Source organism: Stenotrophomonas sp. NLF4-10 (assembly GCF_022359915.1).
GTDB classification, from domain to species: domain Bacteria; phylum Pseudomonadota; class Gammaproteobacteria; order Xanthomonadales; family Xanthomonadaceae; genus Stenotrophomonas; species Stenotrophomonas daejeonensis.
The window spans coordinates 2,879,551-2,898,527 of record NZ_JAKSEE010000003.1; the positions used below are offsets into that span (position 1 = coordinate 2,879,551).

Consider the following 18,977-nt stretch of genomic DNA (forward strand, 5'->3'; position numbering starts at 1 on the left):
GTCGGGATTCGGGTTCACGATACGCCACGCAACGGACGCCGCAGCAGCGCGTAGTACAGCAGCGGGATCACCACCAGCGTCAGCACGGTGGAGACGAGGATGCCGAAGATCAACGCGATCGCCAGTCCGTTGAAGATCGGGTCGTCGAGGATGAAGAACGCGCCGGCCATCGCCGCGATCGCGGTCAGCGCGATCGGCTGCGCGCGCACCGCGCAGGCCTCGACCACCGCACGCTCCAGCGCGTGCCCGCGTTCGACCAGGTGGTTGATGAAATCCACCAGCAGGATCGAGTTGCGCACGATGATGCCGGCCAGCGCGATCATGCCGATCATGCTGGTGGCGGTGAACTGCGCGCCGAGCAGGGCATGGCCGGGCATCACCCCGATCACGGTCAGCGGGATCGGCGCCATGATCACCAGCGGCACCACGTAACTGCGGAAATACGCCACCACCAGCAGGTAGATCAGCACCATGCCGGCGGCATAGGCGACGCCCATGTCGCGGAAGGTTTCCCAGGTGATCTGCCATTCGCCGTCCCACTTCAGGCCGAAGCCCGCGGTATCCGCTGGCTGGCGCACGAAAAACTGCGACAACCGCTGGCCGCCGATGGCGTTGTCGCCGACCTGCCCGACCAGATCGAACATGCCGTACAGCGGGCTGTCGAAGCTGCCGCCCTCGTCACCCATCACGTAGACCACCGGCAGCAGGTCCTTGTGGTGGATGGCACCATCCCACTGCGTGCGCCGTACCTGCACCAGTTCCGACAGCGGCAGCAACTGGCCGTCGCCGCCGCGCACGCGCAGCGCCAGCACGCCGTCGAGCGTGGTCTGCCCGGCAGCCGGCAGACGCAGCCGGATCGGACGCGGGTATCTGGAACTGCCGTCGATGACGTGGCTGGCGTCCATGCCGGACAAACCGGCGGCGATGGTCCGGGCGATATCGGCCTGCGACACGCCCAGCCGCGCCGCGCGCACGCGGTCGATGGCCAGCACTTCGCGCGTGGCGTCGGCTTCGACGCTGGTATCGACATCGACGATGTCGTCGGTATCGAGGAAGCGTTGTTCCAGCGCACGGCCGATGCCGCGCAGGCGCGCATGATCCGGGCCGTACAGTTCGGCCACGATCGGCGACAGCACCGGCGGGCCGGGTGGCACCTCCACCACCTTGACCGACGCGCCATGACGGCGGCCGATCCCCGCCACCTGCGGACGCAACGCCACCGCGATGTCGTGGCTCTTGCGGCTGCGCTCGTGGCGACCGACCAGGTTGACCTGCAGGTCGCCGACGTTGGCGCCTTCGCGCAGATAGTACTGGCGCACCAGACCGTTGAAATTGATCGGCGCGGCGGTGCCGGCATGGCCTTGGTAATCCCGTACTTCCGGGGTGCGGTCGAGCACCCCGGCCAGTTCGACAAGCAACGCGTTGGTGTCCTCCAGCGTGCGGCCTTCGGGCATGTCCACCACCAGCTGCAATTCGGACTTGTTGTCGAACGGCAGCATCTTCAGTACCACCAGCTTGAACACCACCAGGCTCGCGGCCAACGCCACCAGCGCGGCCATCGCCATGAACAGCAGGCGGCGTCGGCGCGCGCCGCCGTCGGCGACGAGGAAGGGCGTCATTACCCGCTCGAAGAAATCGTGCAGGTACCGCTTCAAGCCCCTCTCCCTGCGGGAGAGGGATTGGGGTGAGGGTACGACGGAGGCAGTGGCAGCTCCGGCTACAACATCGGCAACCGAACCCTCTCCCCCATCCCCCGCTCCGCGCCCCGGCCTGCGCCAGCGGCGCAGGCGCTCCAAGGCTTGCGCGCCAATGGCGCGCAAGCCGTGCCTTCTCGCCCCACAGGGAGAGGGGGGCAAAGCATGGCGACGCAGCAGTTTCAGCGACAGCCACGGCGTCACCACCAGCGCGATCGTCAGCGACAACAACATGCCGACCGAGGCGTTGACCGGAATCGGCCGCATGTACGGCCCCATCAGGCCGCTGACGAAGGCCATCGGCATCAGCGCGGCGATCACGGTGAACGTGGCCAGAATCGTCGGCCCACCTACTTCATCGACCGCCGGCGGGATCGCCTCGCGCAGCGTTTTCCCGCCCTGCGCCATGTGCCGGTGGATGTTCTCCACCACCACGATGGCGTCATCGACGAGGATGCCGATCGAGAAGATCAGCGCGAACAGCGACACCCGGTTGAGGGTGAAGCCCATCGCCCAGGACGCGAACAGCGTCACCGCCAACGTCAGCACCACCGCGCTGCCGATGACCACCGCCTCGCGCCGGCCCAATGCGAACAGCACCAGCAACACCACCGAGCCGGTGGCGAACACCAGCTTCTTGATCAGCGTGCGCGCCTTGTCGCCGGCGGTGGCACCGTAGTCGCGGGTGACGGTGACTTCCACGCCCTCGGGGATGACCTGCCCGCGCAGTGCCTCGACCCGCTCCGACACCCTGCGGGTGATGTCGGTGGCGTTGCTGCCCGGCTGCTTGGCGATGGCCAGCGTGACCGCAGGCGCCATGCCGGTGCGCGGGCCGGCGCGGCCGGCCGGTGCGCCATGCCAGACGTAGTTCGACGGCAGATCGGCGGCATCGTCGACCGTGGCGACGTCGGCAAGGCGTACCGGCTGCCCGCCGGCAACGCCCAGCACCAGCCCGGCGACGTCTGCGCGGTCGGCAAGGAACTGCCCGGCGCTGACCTGCACCACGCCATCGCCACCGATGCGCTCGCCGGCCTGCCGGGCGAGGTTGGCGGCCTGCAAGGCGCCGGCCAGATCGGCCACCGTCAGGCCGTGCGTGGCCAGCCGCGCCGGGTCCAGCGTCACCCGCATTGCCCGCTCCGGCGCGCCGAGGGTGTGGATGTCGCGGGTGCCGGGGATGTGCTTGAGTTCGGTTTCCAGCGTGTGCGCCACTTCGGCCAGGTCGAGCGCACTGCGCTGCGCATCGTCGGTCCACAGCGTCAGCGTCATCACCGGCACGTCGTCGATGCCCCTGGGCTTGACGATGGGCTGGCCGACGCCGAGATCCGGCGGCATCCAGTCCCGGTTGGAAAATACCTTGTCGTACAGCCGCACCAGCGCCGGCTGCCGCGGCACGCCGACCTCGAACTCCACCGTCAGCACCGCCATGCCCGGGCGGCTGACCGAATAGGTGTGCCGCACCTGCTCGATCCCGGCCAGCTTCTGCTCCAGCGGGTACGCCACCATCTGCTCGACCTGCCGCGCGTCGGCACCGGGGAACGGCACGATGACGTTGGCCATCGTCACGTCGATCTGCGGCTCTTCCTCGCGCGGGGTGATGGCCACCGCGACCAGGCCCAGCAGCAGCCCCAGCAACGCGAGGATCGGCGTCAACGGGTTGTCCTGGAAGGTGCGGGCAAGGCGGCCGGAGATACCCAGCCGCGGCGTATCGTGCACGGCCATGTCACTGCTCTCCGCGCGCGGCGGCCAGCGCTTGCATCGCCGCGAGCGGATCGACGGCGATGCGCTCGCCCGGCCGCAGGCCGGCGATCACCTCGACCTCGTCGCCCACGCGTTCGCCCAGGCGCAACTGGCGCAACGCCACGCGCCCGTCGGCCAGCACGTAGACCGCGTTGACCTCGCCCCGGCGCAGCAGCGCCGATGCCGGCACGCGCACACCGGCGTCGCCTTTCAGTGCCGGGAACGCGACGCGGGCGGTGCTGCCCGGCCACGGCGCGGGCTCCAGCGCAGGCAGTTGCACGCGCACCTTCACCGCATGGGTGGCGGCATCGGCGGCGGGGAATACCGTCGCCTGCGCCGCATCGATGCCGTGGCCATCGTCGAAACGCACCCGCGCCTGCGGATGGGCGCGGATGGCCTCGGCGTCGGACTGCGGCACGCTGACCTCGATGCGCAGCGCATCGGGTGCGAACACCGTCATCAGCACGCGGCCCGCGCCGACGCTTTCGCCCGGCTCCACCTCGCGTGTGCTGACGATGCCCGCATACGGTGCACGGATCGTCGTGTAGGCGCTCTGCTGGCCGGCATAGGCCAGCTGCGCGCGTGCCGCATCGCGTGCGGCGACGGCGGCGTCGCGGCTGGCACGCGCCTGGTCGAACTGCGCGCGCGACACGTACCGGCCCTGCACGAGATCGGCATGCCGCCGGTAGTTCAACTCGGCTTCGTTGGCGCTGGCCTCGGCCGCACGTAGCTGTGCGCGCGCCGCATCGACGCCGGCCTGCTGCTCGACCGCACTGAGCCGCAGCAGCACCTGTCCGGCGCTGACGCGGTCGTTGACGTCGGCCAGCACCTCGCCGACCCGGCCGCTGGTCTGCGCCGACAACGTGGCCTGATGCACCGCCTCGACCACGCCGTCCCAGCCACGGCCTTCGGCCGCATCGGCGGCCGGCACCACGAGGGTCTGCAGGCCGTCGACCGCGGCCGGCGCCTGTACCTTCCCGCCACCGCCGCAGGCCACCAGCGCGACGGCCAGCAGCGTCGGCAGCAACCAGCGTGTCGTGCGCAGGCTCACGGCATCGCCCTCACTTGAACGCGCAACCGCCGGGAACACCCAGTCTGCGGAATACCAGCGCGGCCGGGCAGAAACCGGTGAAGCTGGCCTGCAGCAGGTTCAGGCCGACGAATGCGGTGAGCCACAGCCACGAAGGGGAAACGAAGTGCGCCAGCGCGACACTGGCAAGGATCATCACGCCGGCAAAGGCGAGTACGGCACGGTCGAGGTTCATTGCGGCATCTCCAGTCGGTTCGCCGGGCGGCCACGCTGGCCGGGGCGCCATAAAATTAGCAACAACTAATATTAGAATCAACTGATATATTGAATGCAAGGCAACCCGCGGGCTCCCGCGTCCACGCATCCGCTTGCCGGCGGCGCCGATGCGTGGCGCAATGCACGATTACCGCTCCAGTGGAATGACGATGGCCAAGAACAGCGGCAGCGGCTTCGACGTGACCGCGATGCGCGCCCACGCCGGCGACGCGGCGCAGTTGCTCAAGGCGCTGGCCAACGAGAACCGCCTTCAGGTGCTGTGCCTGCTGGCCGAGGGCGAACGCTCGGTGGGTGACATCAACGCCCTGCTCGACCTGAGCCAGTCGGCGCTGTCGCAGCACCTGGCGGTGCTGCGCGAGGAAGGGCTGGTACGGACCCGGCGCGAGGCGCAGACGATCTACTACGCACTGGCGCCGGGCCCGGCACTGTCGGTCATGCAGACCCTGCATGGCATCTACTGCGCGCCACCGGCACGGAACAGGCCGGGCCGGCGGTGATCCCGGCGCGCCCGCGCCGGCGCCGCTACAGGTCCGAAGCGTCCAGTACCTGGCGCAGGAACGGCACGGTGATGCGCCGCTTGGCCGCCAGCGATTCGCGGTCGAGGCGGTCGAGCAGCCGCACCAGCCCGGCCAGGTCGCGGCCGGTACGGGCCAGCAGCCAGTCGATGGCGGCTTCGTCCAGCACCAGCCCGCGGCGCAGCGCACGGGTGCGCAGCACCGCGCTGCGACCTTCGTCGTCCAACGGCGACAACACGATGCGGCCGCATTGCGCCAGCCGCGAGCGCAGGTCCGGCAGCACCAGTCCCAACCCGTCGGGGGCGGCGGAGGCGGTATAGAGCAGGGCCACGCCGGCCGCGCGTGCGCGGTTGTGGAACTCGAACAGCGCCACCTCGTCGTCACGCTGGCCGGCGATGGCGTCCAGCCCGTCGAGGGCGATGACGTCGCGCCCTTCCAGCGCTTCCAGCGCGTCGCGCAGGCGGCCGGCGGCCGCGGCCAGCGGCAGATAAGCCGAGCCGCGCCCGGCCTGCTCGGCGGCCGCGCACAGGGCCAGCGCGAGATGGGTCTTGCCGGTGCCGGCCGGGCCCAGCAGGTAGACCCAGTCCTGCGCCTCGCCCACTGCGATCGCGCGCAACTGCGCCAGCGCCCCGTCCGGGGCGCCGATGTAGCTTTCCAAGCGCTGGTCCGGCGGGTAGCGCAGGGCCAGCGGCAACTGCGGCACGCTCACTGCGGGTCGGCATCCTTGGGCACGATGCCCATGTCCGCCGCCGGCTCTTCGTGCGAAGGCGGCAGCACGATGGTCGGGCCGTGGCCGGCGTACAGCTCGCTCTGGCGGTAGCGTTCATGCGCATAGCGCAGCAGCACGTTGATCACCGCCGCCGCCGGCAGCGCCAGCAGCATGCCGAGGAAACCGAACAGCTGGCCGCCGGCCATCACCGCGAAGATCACCGCCACCGGGTGCAGGCCGATCTTGTCGCCGACGATGCGCGGGGTCAGCACGTAGCTTTCCAGCAACTGGCCGACGGTGAACACCACGCCCACCAGCACCAGCAGCTTCAGGTCGAAGCCCTGCGCCTGCACCAGCGCGGCCAGCACCGCCAGCACCACGCCGGTGGTGGCGCCCAGGTACGGGATGAAGCTGATCAGCCCGGCCACCAGCCCGATCAGCAGGCCGAGCTTGAGCCCGACCAGCGACAGCCCCAGCGCATAGACCAGGCCCAGCGCGATCATCACCACGATCTGCCCGCGGATGAACGCCCCCAGCACCTCGTCGGATTCGCGCGCCAGCCGCGACACGGTCTCGATGTGGTTGCGCGGGATCATCGACGCCACCCGCTCGACCAGCCGGTCCCAGTCGCGCAGGAAGTAATAGGCCAGGATCGGCAGCAGCGCCAGGTTGACCACCCATGCCACCATCGCGAAGCCCGAGCGCGACAGGTAGCCGAAGAACGTGCTGGCCACGCCGCCGGCCTGCTGCCAGTGGCTGCGCATCCATTCGAACAGCCGTTCCGGCTCCAGCCACGCCAGGATTTCCACGCCGGTCTTCTGCTCGATCCACGGCAGCGCCTTGCCCAGCAGCCACTCCTGCCCCTGCGGCAGCACCGCCACCAGGGTGACGATCTGGCGTTGGATCATCGGCACCAGGATCAGCAGCGCCAGCGCCAGCAGCAGGATCATCAGCACGAACACCAGCACCACCGCGGTGTTGCGCGAGCGCCCGCGCGCCTCCAGCCGGTCCACCAGCGGGTCGCCCAGCCACGCCAGCATCAGCGCGACCACGAACGGGGTCAGGATCGGCGCCAGCAGCCACACCACCCACAACCCGAGGGCGCCGAGCACCAGCCACCTGAGGCGCCGCAGGAACAGCGCGATCTCGTCTTCGGCGGCACTGGTCATTGGACGCGGTACTCGGCCGGGCCGGTGCTGACCGGCGGTTCATCCTCACCGGGCGGCGCCAGCGGTTGCAGCACGGAATCGGCGCCGAGCATGCGGTTCAGCCCCTGCAGGCCGCTCAACAGTTCCAGGTCCAGCTCCAACTGCTCGCCGCCGGCCTGCACCGGCATGATGGCCCTGACCACCGGCACCGCCTGCAATGCCGCCGCCACCCGCAGGTAATCGGCGGCGCTGCGAATACCGGTGACGCGGATGCGATAGGTACCGGCGGCACCGGCCACCGCGGCTTTGGCGTAGCGCTTGACCAGCGCGTCGGCCGCGCCGTCGGCGCCGCCGGCCATCGCCCGGCGCGCATCGCCGTCGCGGGTGCTCCACTTGGCCAGCTCGCGGCCGCCATCGACGAACACCCAGTCGGCCATCCAACCGCCGCCACTGGCGCGATAGAGCTTGCCGATCAACTGCATCGGCGGCGAATAGCGCGACGAGGCGCGGGCAACGGCGCCACTGTCCTTCCGCCAGATCGCCCCGACCAGCGCCTGCTCGGCCGCGCCCCCGCCCGGCAGGCCGAGGCGGAAACCACGTTCGACCGCGCGGTCCAGCAACGGCCGCGCCGCGTTCGACTGCTGCACGCCGACCAGCCGCGGGCCGCTGCCATCGTCGATGGCCAGCCACACCACCGGCTTCGGCCGCGGTTGCGGCCACACCGGCAGGCCCAGCGCGGCGACCAGCCCGTCCACGTCGTCCGGGCGGAAACGCGCCACCAGCAGGGTGCGGAAACTCGGCGCGCCGCTGGCCGAGACGCTCTGGTCCTGGCGATAGTCGTAGCTTTCGACCATGTTCACCGCGCCGCGCAATGCCTGCGCCACGCCGGGGCGGGTCATCGCGCTGCGGTCGCCGGACAGCTTGCCCAGCACCGCGCCCAGCGCGCGCGCCAGTGCCCCGCTGCGGTCGGCATCGCTCTGGCTGTTGACCGGCACTTCGGCCTCATAGGCGCTCTGCGCGCTGGCCACGTCACCTTCGGTGCGCAGGCCGGACTGCGCCAGCGCCGCCGGGGCGGACAAGCAAAACGCCAGAAACAGGGTGAAGACCAGGCTGCGACGCATTGAGGATTCCATTGCTCGACGGTTCCGGCGGGAATTGTTGCCCGAATGCGGCCTTGGCGCCAACGTGGCCTGTTAAAATCGCCCGTTCACCCCGCCAGCGCAGCCGACCGTGACCAGCACCCCGACTCCCGCCCACTCTCCCCTGACCTACCGTGACGCCGGCGTGGACATCGACGCAGGCAATGAACTGGTCGAACGCATCAAGCCGCTGGTCAAGCGCAGCTTCCGCCCCGAGGTGATGGGCGGGCTGGGCGGCTTCGGCGCGCTGTTCGACCTGTCGAACAAGTACCGCGAGCCGGTGCTGGTGTCCGGCACCGACGGCGTCGGCACCAAGCTCAAGCTGGCCCAGCAACTGGGCCGCCACGACAGCATCGGCATCGACCTGGTCGCCATGTGCGTCAACGACGTGCTGGTGCAGGGCGCCGAGCCGCTGTTCTTCCTCGACTATTTCGCCACCGGCAAGCTCGACATCGACACCGCCGCGGCGGTGGTCGGCGGCATCGCCAACGGCTGCACCGAGGCCGGCTGCGCGCTGATCGGCGGCGAAACCGCGGAGATGCCGGACATGTACGCGCCGGGCGAATACGACCTGGCCGGCTTCACCGTGGCCGCGGTGGAAAAGAGCGAGTTGAAGGACGGCTCCAGCGTGCGGCAGGGCGACGTGCTGATCGGCATCGCCTCCTCCGGCCCGCATTCCAATGGCTATTCGCTGGTGCGCCGCATCTACGACCGCGCCGGCCGCCCGGCCGAGCTGGTGCTGGAAGACGGCACCAAGCTGGTCGATGCACTGATGGCGCCGACCCGGCTGTACGTCAAGCCGATCCTGTCGCTGCTCAAGGAACATGGCGAAGCGATCCACGGCATGGCCCACATCACCGGCGGCGGCCTGACCGAGAACATCATCCGCGTCGTGCCCGACGGCCTGGGCCTGTCGATCGACGCCTCCAGCTGGACGCTGCCGCCGGTGTTCCAGTGGCTGCAACGCGAAGGCAACGTCGCCGACAGCGAAATGTGGCGCACCTTCAACTGCGGCATCGGCTTCGTGCTGCTGGTGCCGGCCGAGCACGTGGCCGCCATCAACGCCTCGCTGGACGCGCTGCAACTGGCGCACTGGCAAATCGGCGAAGTGGTGGCCGCCGGCGACGGCGAGCGTGTGCGCATCGGCTGACCGCCCGCGCCCATGTCCCCCGCCAAGAAGGCCGCGTTCATCGGCGTGCTCGCGGTATTCGCGCTCACGTGGATCAAGCCGCTGTGGCCGGTCGAGCAGGCACTGCACAGCTCGCTGACCGTACTCGGCCTGGCCGGCCTGTGGTGGGTGGACCGGCGCTGGCCGCTGGGCAACGGCGCGTTCGCGGCCATCTGCGGTTTCGTCGCCGTCCACTGCATCGCCGCGCGCTGGCTGTATTCCAACGTACCCTACGAGCAGTGGCTGCAAGCCAGCCTCGGCTGGTCGCCGGCCGAGGCCTTCGGCTGGCAGCGCAACCATTTCGACCGGCTGATCCACTTCCTCTACGGCACCTGCCTGACCCCGGCGCTGGTGCAGCTGGCGCGCCACGTCTGGCCGGCACTGCGCGGCGGGCAGGCCTTCGCGCTGGCGCTGATGGCGATCATGTGCTCCAGCCTGGTCTACGAATGGCTGGAATGGGGCATCGCCCTGCTGATGTCACCGGAGGCGGCCGAGGCCTACAACGGCCAGCAGGGCGACATCTGGGACGCGCACGCCGACATGCTGCTGGCCACGCTGGGCAGCCTGCTGTCGTGGCCGCTGCTGCGGAAGGCCACGCGATGACCTCCCGCACCCGCATCGCCGTGCTCGCCTCTGGCCGCGGCAGCAACCTGCAATGCCTGCTGGACGGCATCGCCACCGGGCAACTGGATGCCGACGTCGTCGGCGTGTTCTCCGACAAGCCCACCGCCGCCGCGCTGGACAAGGTCGCGCCGGAACGCCGCTGGGCGCGTACTCCCAGGGAGTTCGGCAGCCGCGATGCCTTCGATGCCGCCCTCGCCGACGCGGTGGCCGCCAGCATGCCGGACTGGATCGTCTGCGCCGGCTACATGCGCATCCTCGGCGCCGGCTTCGTGCAGCGCTTCGCCGGCCGGCTGGTCAACATCCACCCCTCGCTGCTGCCACGGCACAAGGGCCTGCACACCCACGCCCGCGCGATCGAGGCCGGCGATGCCGAACACGGCGCCAGCGTGCACTTCGTCGTGCCCGAGCTGGATGCCGGCACGGTAATCGCCCAGGCGCGGGTACCGGTGCTGCCCGGCGACGACGCCGACACGCTGGCTGCACGCGTGCTTGCGGTAGAACATCCGTTGCTGCTGGCGACGGTGCGGTTGCTGGTCGCCGGACGCGTAGCTGAACAGGATGGCAGGGTCCGGCTCGATGGTCAGTCCCTGTTTAATCCGTTGCGCCTAGATTCCGCCGGGAACCTGCAACCCTGACCGGCCCCCGCCACGGATGCACGGGCCGGCAGCGCACCCTCTCCCTTCCCCGCCCTTTCCGAGCATGAACCTCGCCTCCCTCAACTCCCTGTTGCTGACGGCCCTGCTGGTGGCCGCGCCGGCGCTGGCGCAGGAGCCGCCACCGGCCGACAACCCCCTGCTGCCGCCTGCCGAATGGAACCCGCCGCCGCTGGAACCGTTCGTCGCCACCTACCAGGCCTTCTACAAGGGCAAGGAAGCCGGCGACGCGACGATGCAGGTGGTTCACGGCGACAACGGGCAGTGGCGCGTGGACATGGCCGTGCACGGCAAGCGCGGCTTCGCCGGCGTGCTCGGGCTGAACCTGGAACAGAGCACGGTGTTCGACAACCAGGGCACGGTGTACGTGCCGCTGAGCCAGAGCACGGTGAAGAAAGCGCTGTTCTTCGGCAAGAAGGTCACCGGCGTCTACGACTGGCAGCTTGGCAGCGCGCAATGGCAGGGCGACCTGAAGAAGGAGCGCCAGCGCCCGATCCCGCTGCAGCGCGGCGACCAAAGCGCGCTGCTGCTGAACCTGTCGCTGATGCGCGACGCCCGCCCCGGCCAGCCGTTGAACTACCGCTACGTGGACGTGGGCCGGGTACGCCAGTACGAATACATGGCGGCACCGGCCGCCGAGACCGTGCAGGTCGGCGACCTCAGCTATGACGCCCTGCGCATCCATCGCACCAACGGCGGCAACGACGAAACCATCCTGTGGATCGCCAACGGCGTGCCGACCCCGGTGCGCATCCTCCAGCGGGAAGACGGCGAGGACGCCATCGACCTGCGCCTGATCGAATACCAAGGAGCCTGAGCATGAAGCCCACCTTCCGCCGTCTTTCCGTGGCCGCCATTGCCCTCGCCGCCTTCGCCAGCCTGCCGGCGCTGGCCATGCAGCCGTTCACCGCCAACTACCGCGCCAGCTACATGGGCATGCAGGCCAGCGGCACGATGACCCTGGCCAGCGAGGCCGGCAACCGCTGGCGCTACAGCCTGCAGATCAAGAACCCGATGGCCGACCTGAGCCAGAGCACCGTGTTCGAGGAGCATGGCGACGCGCTGCGCCCGCTCAGCAGCCACGACCGCTCGGTGCTGCTGATAAAGCGCAAGCAGGTCGACGCGAGCTACGACTGGAACCGCAGGCAGGCCACCTGGAGCGGCGACGTCAAGCCGGAACGGCGCGGCCCGGTGCGCCTGCAGAACGGCGACATGGACGCGCTGCTGATCAACCTGGCCATCGCCCGCGACGTCGCCGCCGGCCAGCCGCTGAACTACCGCATGGTCGACGATGGCCGCACCAAGGCCCTGTCCTACCGCGTGGTCGGCAAGGAAAACATGACCGTCGACGGCAAGACCGTGGAGACGACCAAGGTGTCGCGCGTGGATGGCGACAAGGAGCAGATCGCCTGGATCGCCGCGGATATGCCGGTACCGGTACGCCTGTTGCAGCGCGAGGGCGGCAAGGATGCGCTGGACCTGACCATCCAGTCGTTGAATTGAGGCTCAAAAGCCCCTCTCCCTCCGGGAGAGGGGTTGGGGTGAGGGTTCGAGGGCGAAGCCCTCTTGATGTCAGGCTGCACGAGGCTTCGCCCGTACCCTCATCCGGCGCTTCGCGCCACCTTCTCCCAAAGGGAGAAGGGAAAAACACAGCGCAGCGCACAGGGAAAGAAAAGCAAAAAGGCCGCCCTTACGGGCGGCCTTTTCATTGCAACGCAGCCGGTCCTGTCTTACTTGACCAGCTTGGCAATCGCCGCGCCCAGATCACCCGGCGAGCGCACGGTGACGACGCCCGCGGCTTCCATCGCCGCGAACTTGCCTTCGGCCGTGCCCTTGCCGCCCGAGGCGATCGCGCCGGCGTGGCCCATGCGCTTGCCGGCCGGGGCCGAGGCACCGGCGATGAAACCGACGACCGGCTTCTTCACGTGGTTCTTGATGTACTCGGCACCGGCTTCCTCGGCATCGCCGCCGATTTCGCCGACCATGATGATGCCCTCGGTCTGCGGGTCTTCGTTGAACAGCTTCAGGCAGTCGACGAAGTTCAGGCCATTGATCGGGTCGCCGCCGATGCCGATGCAGGTGGACTGGCCCAGACCGACCTCGGTGGTCTGCTTCACGGCTTCATAGGTCAGCGTGCCCGAACGCGACACGATGCCGATCTTGCCCGGCTTGTGGATGTGGCCCGGCATGATGCCGATCTTGCACTCGCCCGGGGTGATCACGCCGGGGCAGTTCGGCCCGATCAGCACGGTGTCCGGGTAGGTGCGGGTCAGCATGTTCTTGACACGCAGCATGTCCAGCACCGGGATGCCCTCGGTGATGCAGACGATGACCTTGATGCCGGCAGCGGCGGCTTCCAGGATCGCGTCGGCCGCGAACGGCGGCGGCACATAGATCACCGAGGCGTCGGCGCCGGTGTCCTGCACCGCGTCGGCCACGGTGTTGAACACCGGCAGCTCGAGATGGGTGGTGCCGCCCTTGCCCGGGGTGACGCCGCCCACGACCTGGGTGCCGTACTCGATCATCTGGGTGGCATGGAAGGTGCCCTGCTGGCCGGTGAAGCCCTGCACGATCACCTTGGTGTTCTTGTTGATCAAAACGGACATTCGTTTGAGTCCTCTGAATCTCTTGCTGTTTATCGGCTTCAGAACCACGTGGTGTTCCGCCATGCGAAACATCACTCAGGCATGCCTCCATATCCCCCACATCGCCGCTTCGCGGCGATGTCGCCCCCTTGACTCAAGGGGACTGGAGAAGCGCAGCCCGGTGTCCCGAAACAGGGAATGATCAGGCGGCGGCGTTCTTGACCGCTTCAACGACCTTCTTGGCGCCGTCGTTGATGTTGTCGGCCGGGATGATGGCCATGCCGCTGTCGCGCAGCAGCTGCTTGCCTTCTTCCACGTTGGTGCCTTCCAGGCGCACCACCACCGGGACCTTGACGCCCACTTCCTTGACCGCGGCGATGATGCCCTCGGCGATCATGTCGCAGCGGACGATGCCGCCGAAGATGTTGACGAAGATGCCCTCGACCTTGTCCGAGGACAGGATCAGCTTGAACGCCTCGATCACGCGCTGCTTGTTCGCGCCGCCGCCCACGTCGAGGAAGTTCGCCGGCTCGCCGCCGTTGAGCTTGATGACGTCCATCGTCGCCATCGCCAGGCCGGCGCCGTTGACCATGCAGCCGATGTTGCCGTCCATGGTGACGTAGTTGATGTCCAGCTCCGAAGCGGTCACTTCGGTTTCGTCTTCCTGGCTCTTGTCGCGCATGGCGACCAGTTCCTTGTGACGGAACGCGGCGTTGTCGTCGCTGTTGAACTTGCCGTCCAGCGCGTACAGGTTGCCGTCGTCCAGGATCGCCAGCGGGTTGATCTCGACCAGCGCCAGGTCCTTCTCGTTGAAGATGCGGTACAGGTTCACCATGATGTTGGCGAACTGGCCGGCCTGCTTGGCGGTCAGGCCCATCTTGAAGCCGATGTCGCGGCCGTGGTAACCCTGCACGCCCTCGACGAAATCCACGTTCAGGGTGTGGATCTTGTCCGGGGTCTCGGCGGCGACCTGCTCGATCTCCATGCCGCCTTCGCTCGAGGCGATGAAGCTGATGGTGCGGGTGCCACGGTCGACCAGCACCGACAGGTACAGCTCCTTGACGATCTCGCCGGCGGTGGTCACCAGCACCAGGTTGATCGGCAGCTCGACGCCGGCGGTCTGGTAGGTGGCCATGCGCTTGCCGAGCATGCCGGCCGCAGCAGCCTTCACGTCATCGACGGTCTTGCAGAACTTGACGCCGCCGGCCTTGCCGCGGCCGCCTGCGTGGATCTGCGCCTTGACCATCCAGGGGCCCTGGCCCAGCGACTGGGCGGCCGCAACCGCTTCGTCCGGGGTCGCCGCGACCTTGCCGGCCGGCACGGGAATGCCGTACTCGGCAAGCAGCTGTTTTGACTGGTACTCGTGGAAATTCATGTGTCACCGTGGGAATGGGAACAACCGCCACAGGTCCTCGGGGCCAGAAACTGGCCTTCCGGCAGGGCGGGCGGGCCCGCCATTGTCGCCGACCGCGGCCCGTGGCGCAAAGCAAACCCACTGGAAACGGTGCGTCCCGGAAAATTTCCCCGGCCTTTTCAGCCACTTGCCGTGGCAAGCCCGACACCGGCAAGCGCGGCATGGCAAGCGCGGCCGGCACCTATACTGGACACCGACCGCCGCAGGAGTCCCGCGCTTGCACTCCCGTTCCTCGCTCATCGACCGCATCGAGTCGCTGCCGCGGCGCGAGCTGTATTTCTTCGCCCTGTTCCGGGTGCTGATCGCCAGCCTGATCGCGGCGCTGGTATTCAGCCCGCTCAGCGCGCTGATGGAGGAGGCGCACCACCCGGGGCTGGCCGAAGCGGTATCGGTCGTCTACCTGCTGGCCGCGGCCTGCCTTCTGGTATGGGGCCGCAACGAGCGCTGGCTGCAGCCGCTGGTGTTCTGGAGCGCGGTGCTCGACATCCTCGCCGCCACCCTGCTGACCCACGCGTTGCCCGGCGCCAGCGCCGGCATCTCGATGACGCTGCTGTTCAACATCGCCGCCGCGGCCACCCTGCTGCCGCTCTCGCGCGGCATGCTGCTGGCGCTGGTCGCAAGCAGCGCGGCGGTGGCCGAATACGCCTGGCGCGAGTTCGAGGGCGGCGACGGCACCCGCAACATCGCCGAACTGGCGATGTTCGCCGCCAGCTACCTGGCACTGGCCTGGATCAGCCACCAGATCGGCAGCCGCGCCCGCCGCAACCAGCAACTGGCCGAACAGCGCGGCGCCGAGGTGGCCAACCTGTTCGAGATCAACGAGCTGATCATCCGCCGCATGCGCACCGGGGTATTGGTGGTGGACGGCAGCGGCCGCATCACCGTCGCCAACGAGGCGGCCACCGCGCTGATGGGCGAGAGCGGCGACCACCTGGCCAGCGGCGAGGCGCGGCTGGCGCAGGCCGTGCCGGAACTGGCGCGGCGCCTGCAGCGCTGGCGCAACGGCGCCAACGAGGAGGAACTGCCGCTGCAACTGGCCAGCGACCTGCCCGAGGTGCAGCCGCGCTTCGCCCGGCTGCTGGCCGACAGCGACCAGACGCTGGTGTTCCTCGACGACACTACCGTGGCTTCGCGCCGCGCCGAATCGCTGACCCTGTCCACGCTCGGGCGGTTCTCGGCCAGCCTCGCCCATGAAATCCGCAACCCGCTGGCGGCGATCAACTACGCCTCGCAACTGCTGGAGGAGTCGGCCGACCTCGGCGAGGCCGACCGCCGCCTGCTGCAGATCATCCACCAGCAGTGCCAGCGCACCAACGGCATCGTCGAGAGCGTGCTGGCGCTGGCGCGGCGCGAACGCGCCAACCCGGAACACCTGGACCTGGCCGCCTGCGTGCGCCGCTTCGTGCTGGAGTACCGGCAGATGCTGTCGGCCGAGGCCGGCAGCGTGGAAACCCTGATCCACGAATCGTCGGTGCCGGGGCTGTTCGACCCGCGCCACCTGCACCAGATACTGACCGCGCTGGTGCACAACGGGCTCAAGTATGGCCGCAGCGGCGAGGCGCCGGCGCAGGTGCGCATCCGCGTCGCCTCGGCCGGGCGCAACGCCGTGGTCGAGGTGACCGACCGTGGCCCCGGCATCCCCGACGCCGTGGCCACCCAGCTGTTCCGGCCGTTCTACACCACCTCCGAGCACGGCACCGGGCTGGGCCTGTACATCGCCCGCGAGCTGTGCCGCGCCAACCAGGCGCAGCTGGACTACGTGCCCGTCGCCACCGGCGGCGCCTGCTTCCGCCTCACCCTGGCCACGGCGCGCAGCACCTTCGCCGGTCATTGATCCGCCCCTCTCCGGCCGCACGACACACACGGGGCAGGCGGCCCGCCGTAGATGCGGGGCTCGCCCCGCATGAAGCCTTCCCGGCAAAGCCCCGTACCGGGCAAGCCCGGCACCCACGGGGCAGGATCATCCAGCAGGCTGCCCGATTGCCTTCCCCTCGGCCGGGCGAAGGGCTCAACGCCCCCTCGCCGTGAAAACCGGGTGACGATCCGCGTCATCCTCGGCTATCGTTCCAGCATGAATGTGACGCATAGCGCCCTGGTCGTCGACGACGAACGCGACATCCGCGAACTGCTGGTGCTCACCCTCGGCCGCATGGGGCTGCGCATCAGCACCGCCGCCAACCTGGCCGAAGCCCGCGAACTGCTGGCCAACAACCGCTTCGACCTGTGCCTGACCGACATGCGCCTGCCCGACGGCAACGGCATCGAGCTGGTCACCGAAATCGCCCGCGACCACCCGTGCACGCCGGTGGCGATGATCACCGCCTTCGGCAGCATGGACCTGGCGGTGGAGGCGCTGAAGGCCGGCGCCTTCGATTTCGTCAGCAAGCCGGTGGACATCGGCGTGCTGCGCGGCATGGTCCGCCACGCACTGGAACTGAACAACATCGAGCGCCCGGCCAGGGTGGAACCGGCCGAGAGCGCCTCGCGCCTGCTCGGCGACTCGCCGGCGATGGACGCCCTGCGCGCGACCATCGCCAAGGTCGCGCGCAGCCAGGCGCCGGTCTACATCGTCGGCGAATCCGGCGTCGGCAAGGAGCTGGTGGCGCGTACCATCCACGACCAAGGCGCGCGCGCGGCCGGGCCGTTCGTGCCGGTCAACTGCGGTGCCATCCCCGGCGAACTGATGGAAAGCGAGTTCTTCGGCCACAAGAAGGGCAGCTTCACCGGCGCCCATGCCGACAAGCCGGGGCTGTTCCAGGCCGCGCACGGCGGCACGCTGTTCCTCGACGAAGTGGCCGAGCTGCCGTTGCAGATGCAGGTCAAGCTGCTGCGCGCCATCCAGGAAAAATCCGTGCGCCCGGTCGGCGCGGCCAGCGAGGTGCCGGTGGACGTGCGCATCCTCTCGGCCACCCACAAGGACCTGTCCGAACTGGTGCAGGACGGCCGTTTCCGCCACGACCTGTACTACCGCATCAATGTCATCGAGCTGCGCGTGCCGCCGTTGCGCGAACGCCGCGAGGACCTGCCGCAGCTGGCCGCCGCCATCCTGCGCCGCCTGGCCCGCGCGCAGCAGCTGCCGACGCCGCTGCTGTCGCCCTCGGCGCTGGATACCCTGGCCGGCTATGCCTTCCCCGGCAACGTGCGCGAGCTGGAGAACATCCTCGAGCGCGCCCTCGCCCTGGTCGAAGGCGACAGCATCGGCGCCGGCGACCTGCACCTGCCAGCCCCGCGCCACGAAACCGCCACCGCCGTGCAGGCCGAAACGGCGGCCGACCCCGACCCGGCCAATGCCGCGTTGCCGTCCTACATCGAGCAGATGGAGCGCGCCGCGATCCAGAAGGCGCTGGAAGAAAACCGCTGGAACCGCACCCGCACCGCCGCCCAGCTGGGCATCACCTTCCGGGCGCTGCGCTACAAGCTGAAGAAACTGGGGATGGACTGACCGGCCATCTCTCACAGATGCCGCGGAGCTTGCCCGGTAAAGCCCCATGCGGGGCAAGCCCCGCATCTACACAAGCCTCCACCGCGCATCATGTAGGTGTGGGGCTTGCCCCACACGAAGCTTTCCCGGCGATCCCCCAGCAGGGCAAGCCTCGCTCTACAAATCCGACCGCTTGCGGCGCTCGCAAGGATTTCGCCGATGCGACATGCGGCAATCTCCGATGCACGTCGCCATCGCCTGCCCGCACGCTGGCCGCATGTCCAGCCCAAGACTCACGAGAGGGCGTCATTCCCGGCAAAATGCGGTGTATGCCGTGACCATGGCCACACATCACCGGCAACCATTGTTCCAGACGCCGGCGCTGGCCAATGTCGTACACGACCAACTGCACCACTGCGACCGGGAAGGCATCAGCCAGACCCATGCATGGGTGGCCATGCCCGACCATCTGCATTGGCTGTTTACCTTGCGCGAGGATGATCTTTCGGCCTGCCTTCGTCGCTTCAAATCGCGTTGCGCGCGGGCCATCAACACGATTCGACGGGTTTCGGGACCTGTCTGGCAAAGCGGCTTCTACGACCATCGTTTGCGCGATGACGAGGACCTGCGGGTACAGGCGCGGTACGTCGTCGCCAACCCGCTGCGCGCCGGGTTGGTCGCCGACATCCGGGAATACACGTACTGGGGATGCCAATGGATTTCCCGCCATGCGGGATTCGATGACCTATAGAGCATTCCCCGGCAAAGCCTCTCATCCACAGCCGCTGTACATCGTAGGTGCCGGGCTTGCCCGGCACGGGGCTTCACCGGGAAGGCTTCATGCGGGGCAAGCCCCGCATCTAC

General features: G+C 68.9%; 16 protein-coding genes and 1 pseudogene. 9 read left to right on the forward strand and 8 right to left on the reverse strand.

The window, feature by feature from the left end; genetic code table 11:
* Nucleotides 1-14: 14 nt before the first annotated feature.
* From MIC98_RS13580 to MIC98_RS13590, 3 genes are read right to left on the reverse strand one after another with little or no spacing between them, the layout of a single operon-like run.
* On the reverse strand, nt 15-3,413 hold the full coding sequence (locus MIC98_RS13580) for an efflux RND transporter permease subunit (RefSeq protein ID WP_239737491.1): 3,399 nt from the start codon (nt 3,411-3,413) through the stop codon (nt 15-17).
* Nucleotide 3,414: 1 nt separating this feature from the next.
* On the reverse strand, nt 3,415-4,482 hold the full coding sequence (locus MIC98_RS13585) for an efflux RND transporter periplasmic adaptor subunit (protein ID WP_239737492.1): 1,068 nt from the start codon (nt 4,480-4,482) through the stop codon (nt 3,415-3,417).
* Nucleotides 4,483-4,492: 10 nt separating this feature from the next.
* Complete coding sequence (locus MIC98_RS13590) at nt 4,493-4,696, reverse strand: DUF2892 domain-containing protein (protein ID WP_057639885.1); 204 nt, start codon at nt 4,694-4,696, stop codon at nt 4,493-4,495.
* Between the two features lie 190 nt (nt 4,697-4,886).
* Here MIC98_RS13590 and MIC98_RS13595 point away from each other — a divergent pair, with 190 nt between their 5' ends.
* A complete protein-coding gene (locus MIC98_RS13595; RefSeq protein ID WP_057639954.1) occupies nt 4,887-5,234 on the forward strand; it encodes a metalloregulator ArsR/SmtB family transcription factor in 348 nt (115 codons plus the stop codon).
* A 25-nt stretch (nt 5,235-5,259) separates the two neighbouring features.
* On the opposite strand, the gene hda is transcribed toward MIC98_RS13595, so the two are convergent.
* From hda to MIC98_RS13610, 3 genes and pseudogenes are all read right to left on the reverse strand, one after another.
* On the reverse strand, nt 5,260-5,961 hold the full coding sequence (gene hda / locus MIC98_RS13600; RefSeq protein WP_239737493.1) for a DnaA regulatory inactivator Hda: 702 nt from the start codon (nt 5,959-5,961) through the stop codon (nt 5,260-5,262).
* An 83-nt stretch (nt 5,962-6,044) separates the two neighbouring features.
* Nucleotides 6,045-7,130 (reverse strand): annotated as a pseudogene (locus tag MIC98_RS13605) (AI-2E family transporter); the annotation flags it as partial.
* Nucleotides 7,127-8,293: a DUF2066 domain-containing protein gene (locus tag MIC98_RS13610; RefSeq protein WP_239737494.1), complete on the reverse strand. Its 1,167-nt coding sequence runs from the start codon at nt 8,291-8,293 to the stop codon at nt 7,127-7,129. The pseudogene MIC98_RS13605 and the gene MIC98_RS13610, both read right to left, overlap by 4 nt.
* A 46-nt stretch (nt 8,294-8,339) precedes the next feature.
* Here MIC98_RS13610 and purM point away from each other — a divergent pair, with 46 nt between their 5' ends.
* From purM to MIC98_RS13635, 5 genes are all read left to right on the forward strand, one after another.
* Complete coding sequence (gene purM / locus MIC98_RS13615; RefSeq protein WP_239737495.1) at nt 8,340-9,398, forward strand: phosphoribosylformylglycinamidine cyclo-ligase; 1,059 nt, start codon at nt 8,340-8,342, stop codon at nt 9,396-9,398.
* 12 nt (nt 9,399-9,410) lie between these two features.
* Nucleotides 9,411-10,019: a DUF2238 domain-containing protein gene (locus tag MIC98_RS13620; protein WP_239737496.1), complete on the forward strand. Its 609-nt coding sequence runs from the start codon at nt 9,411-9,413 to the stop codon at nt 10,017-10,019.
* Entirely contained in the window at nt 10,016-10,675 is a 660-nt protein-coding gene (gene purN, locus MIC98_RS13625) for a phosphoribosylglycinamide formyltransferase (RefSeq protein ID WP_239737497.1), read from the forward strand. Before MIC98_RS13620 ends, purN begins: the two co-directional genes overlap by 4 nt.
* Nucleotides 10,676-10,739: 64 nt before the next feature.
* Entirely contained in the window at nt 10,740-11,510 is a 771-nt protein-coding gene (locus MIC98_RS13630; protein WP_239737498.1) for a DUF3108 domain-containing protein, read from the forward strand.
* 2 nt (nt 11,511-11,512) lie between these two features.
* Nucleotides 11,513-12,196, forward strand: coding sequence for a DUF3108 domain-containing protein (locus tag MIC98_RS13635; RefSeq protein ID WP_239737499.1), 684 nt, complete (start codon nt 11,513-11,515; stop codon nt 12,194-12,196).
* 227 nt (nt 12,197-12,423) lie between these two features.
* On the opposite strand, the gene sucD is transcribed toward MIC98_RS13635, so the two are convergent.
* Both sucD and sucC read right to left on the reverse strand, forming a co-directional pair.
* A complete protein-coding gene (gene sucD / locus MIC98_RS13640) occupies nt 12,424-13,299 on the reverse strand; it encodes a succinate--CoA ligase subunit alpha (protein ID WP_239737500.1) in 876 nt (291 codons plus the stop codon).
* A 181-nt stretch (nt 13,300-13,480) separates the two neighbouring features.
* Nucleotides 13,481-14,653: an ADP-forming succinate--CoA ligase subunit beta gene (gene sucC, locus MIC98_RS13645; RefSeq protein ID WP_239737501.1), complete on the reverse strand. Its 1,173-nt coding sequence runs from the start codon at nt 14,651-14,653 to the stop codon at nt 13,481-13,483.
* Nucleotides 14,654-14,909: 256 nt separating this feature from the next.
* Here sucC and MIC98_RS13650 point away from each other — a divergent pair, with 256 nt between their 5' ends.
* The 3 genes from MIC98_RS13650 to MIC98_RS13660 all read left to right on the forward strand — a co-directional run bounded on the left by MIC98_RS13650 (nt 14,910) and on the right by MIC98_RS13660 (nt 18,864).
* Complete coding sequence (locus MIC98_RS13650) at nt 14,910-16,526, forward strand: HAMP domain-containing sensor histidine kinase (RefSeq protein WP_239737502.1); 1,617 nt, start codon at nt 14,910-14,912, stop codon at nt 16,524-16,526.
* A 237-nt stretch (nt 16,527-16,763) separates the two neighbouring features.
* A complete protein-coding gene (locus MIC98_RS13655) occupies nt 16,764-18,134 on the forward strand; it encodes a sigma-54 dependent transcriptional regulator (protein ID WP_239738184.1) in 1,371 nt (456 codons plus the stop codon).
* 220 nt (nt 18,135-18,354) lie between these two features.
* Complete coding sequence (locus tag MIC98_RS13660) at nt 18,355-18,864, forward strand: transposase (RefSeq protein WP_239737503.1); 510 nt, start codon at nt 18,355-18,357, stop codon at nt 18,862-18,864.
* Nucleotides 18,865-18,977: the final 113 nt, after the last annotated feature.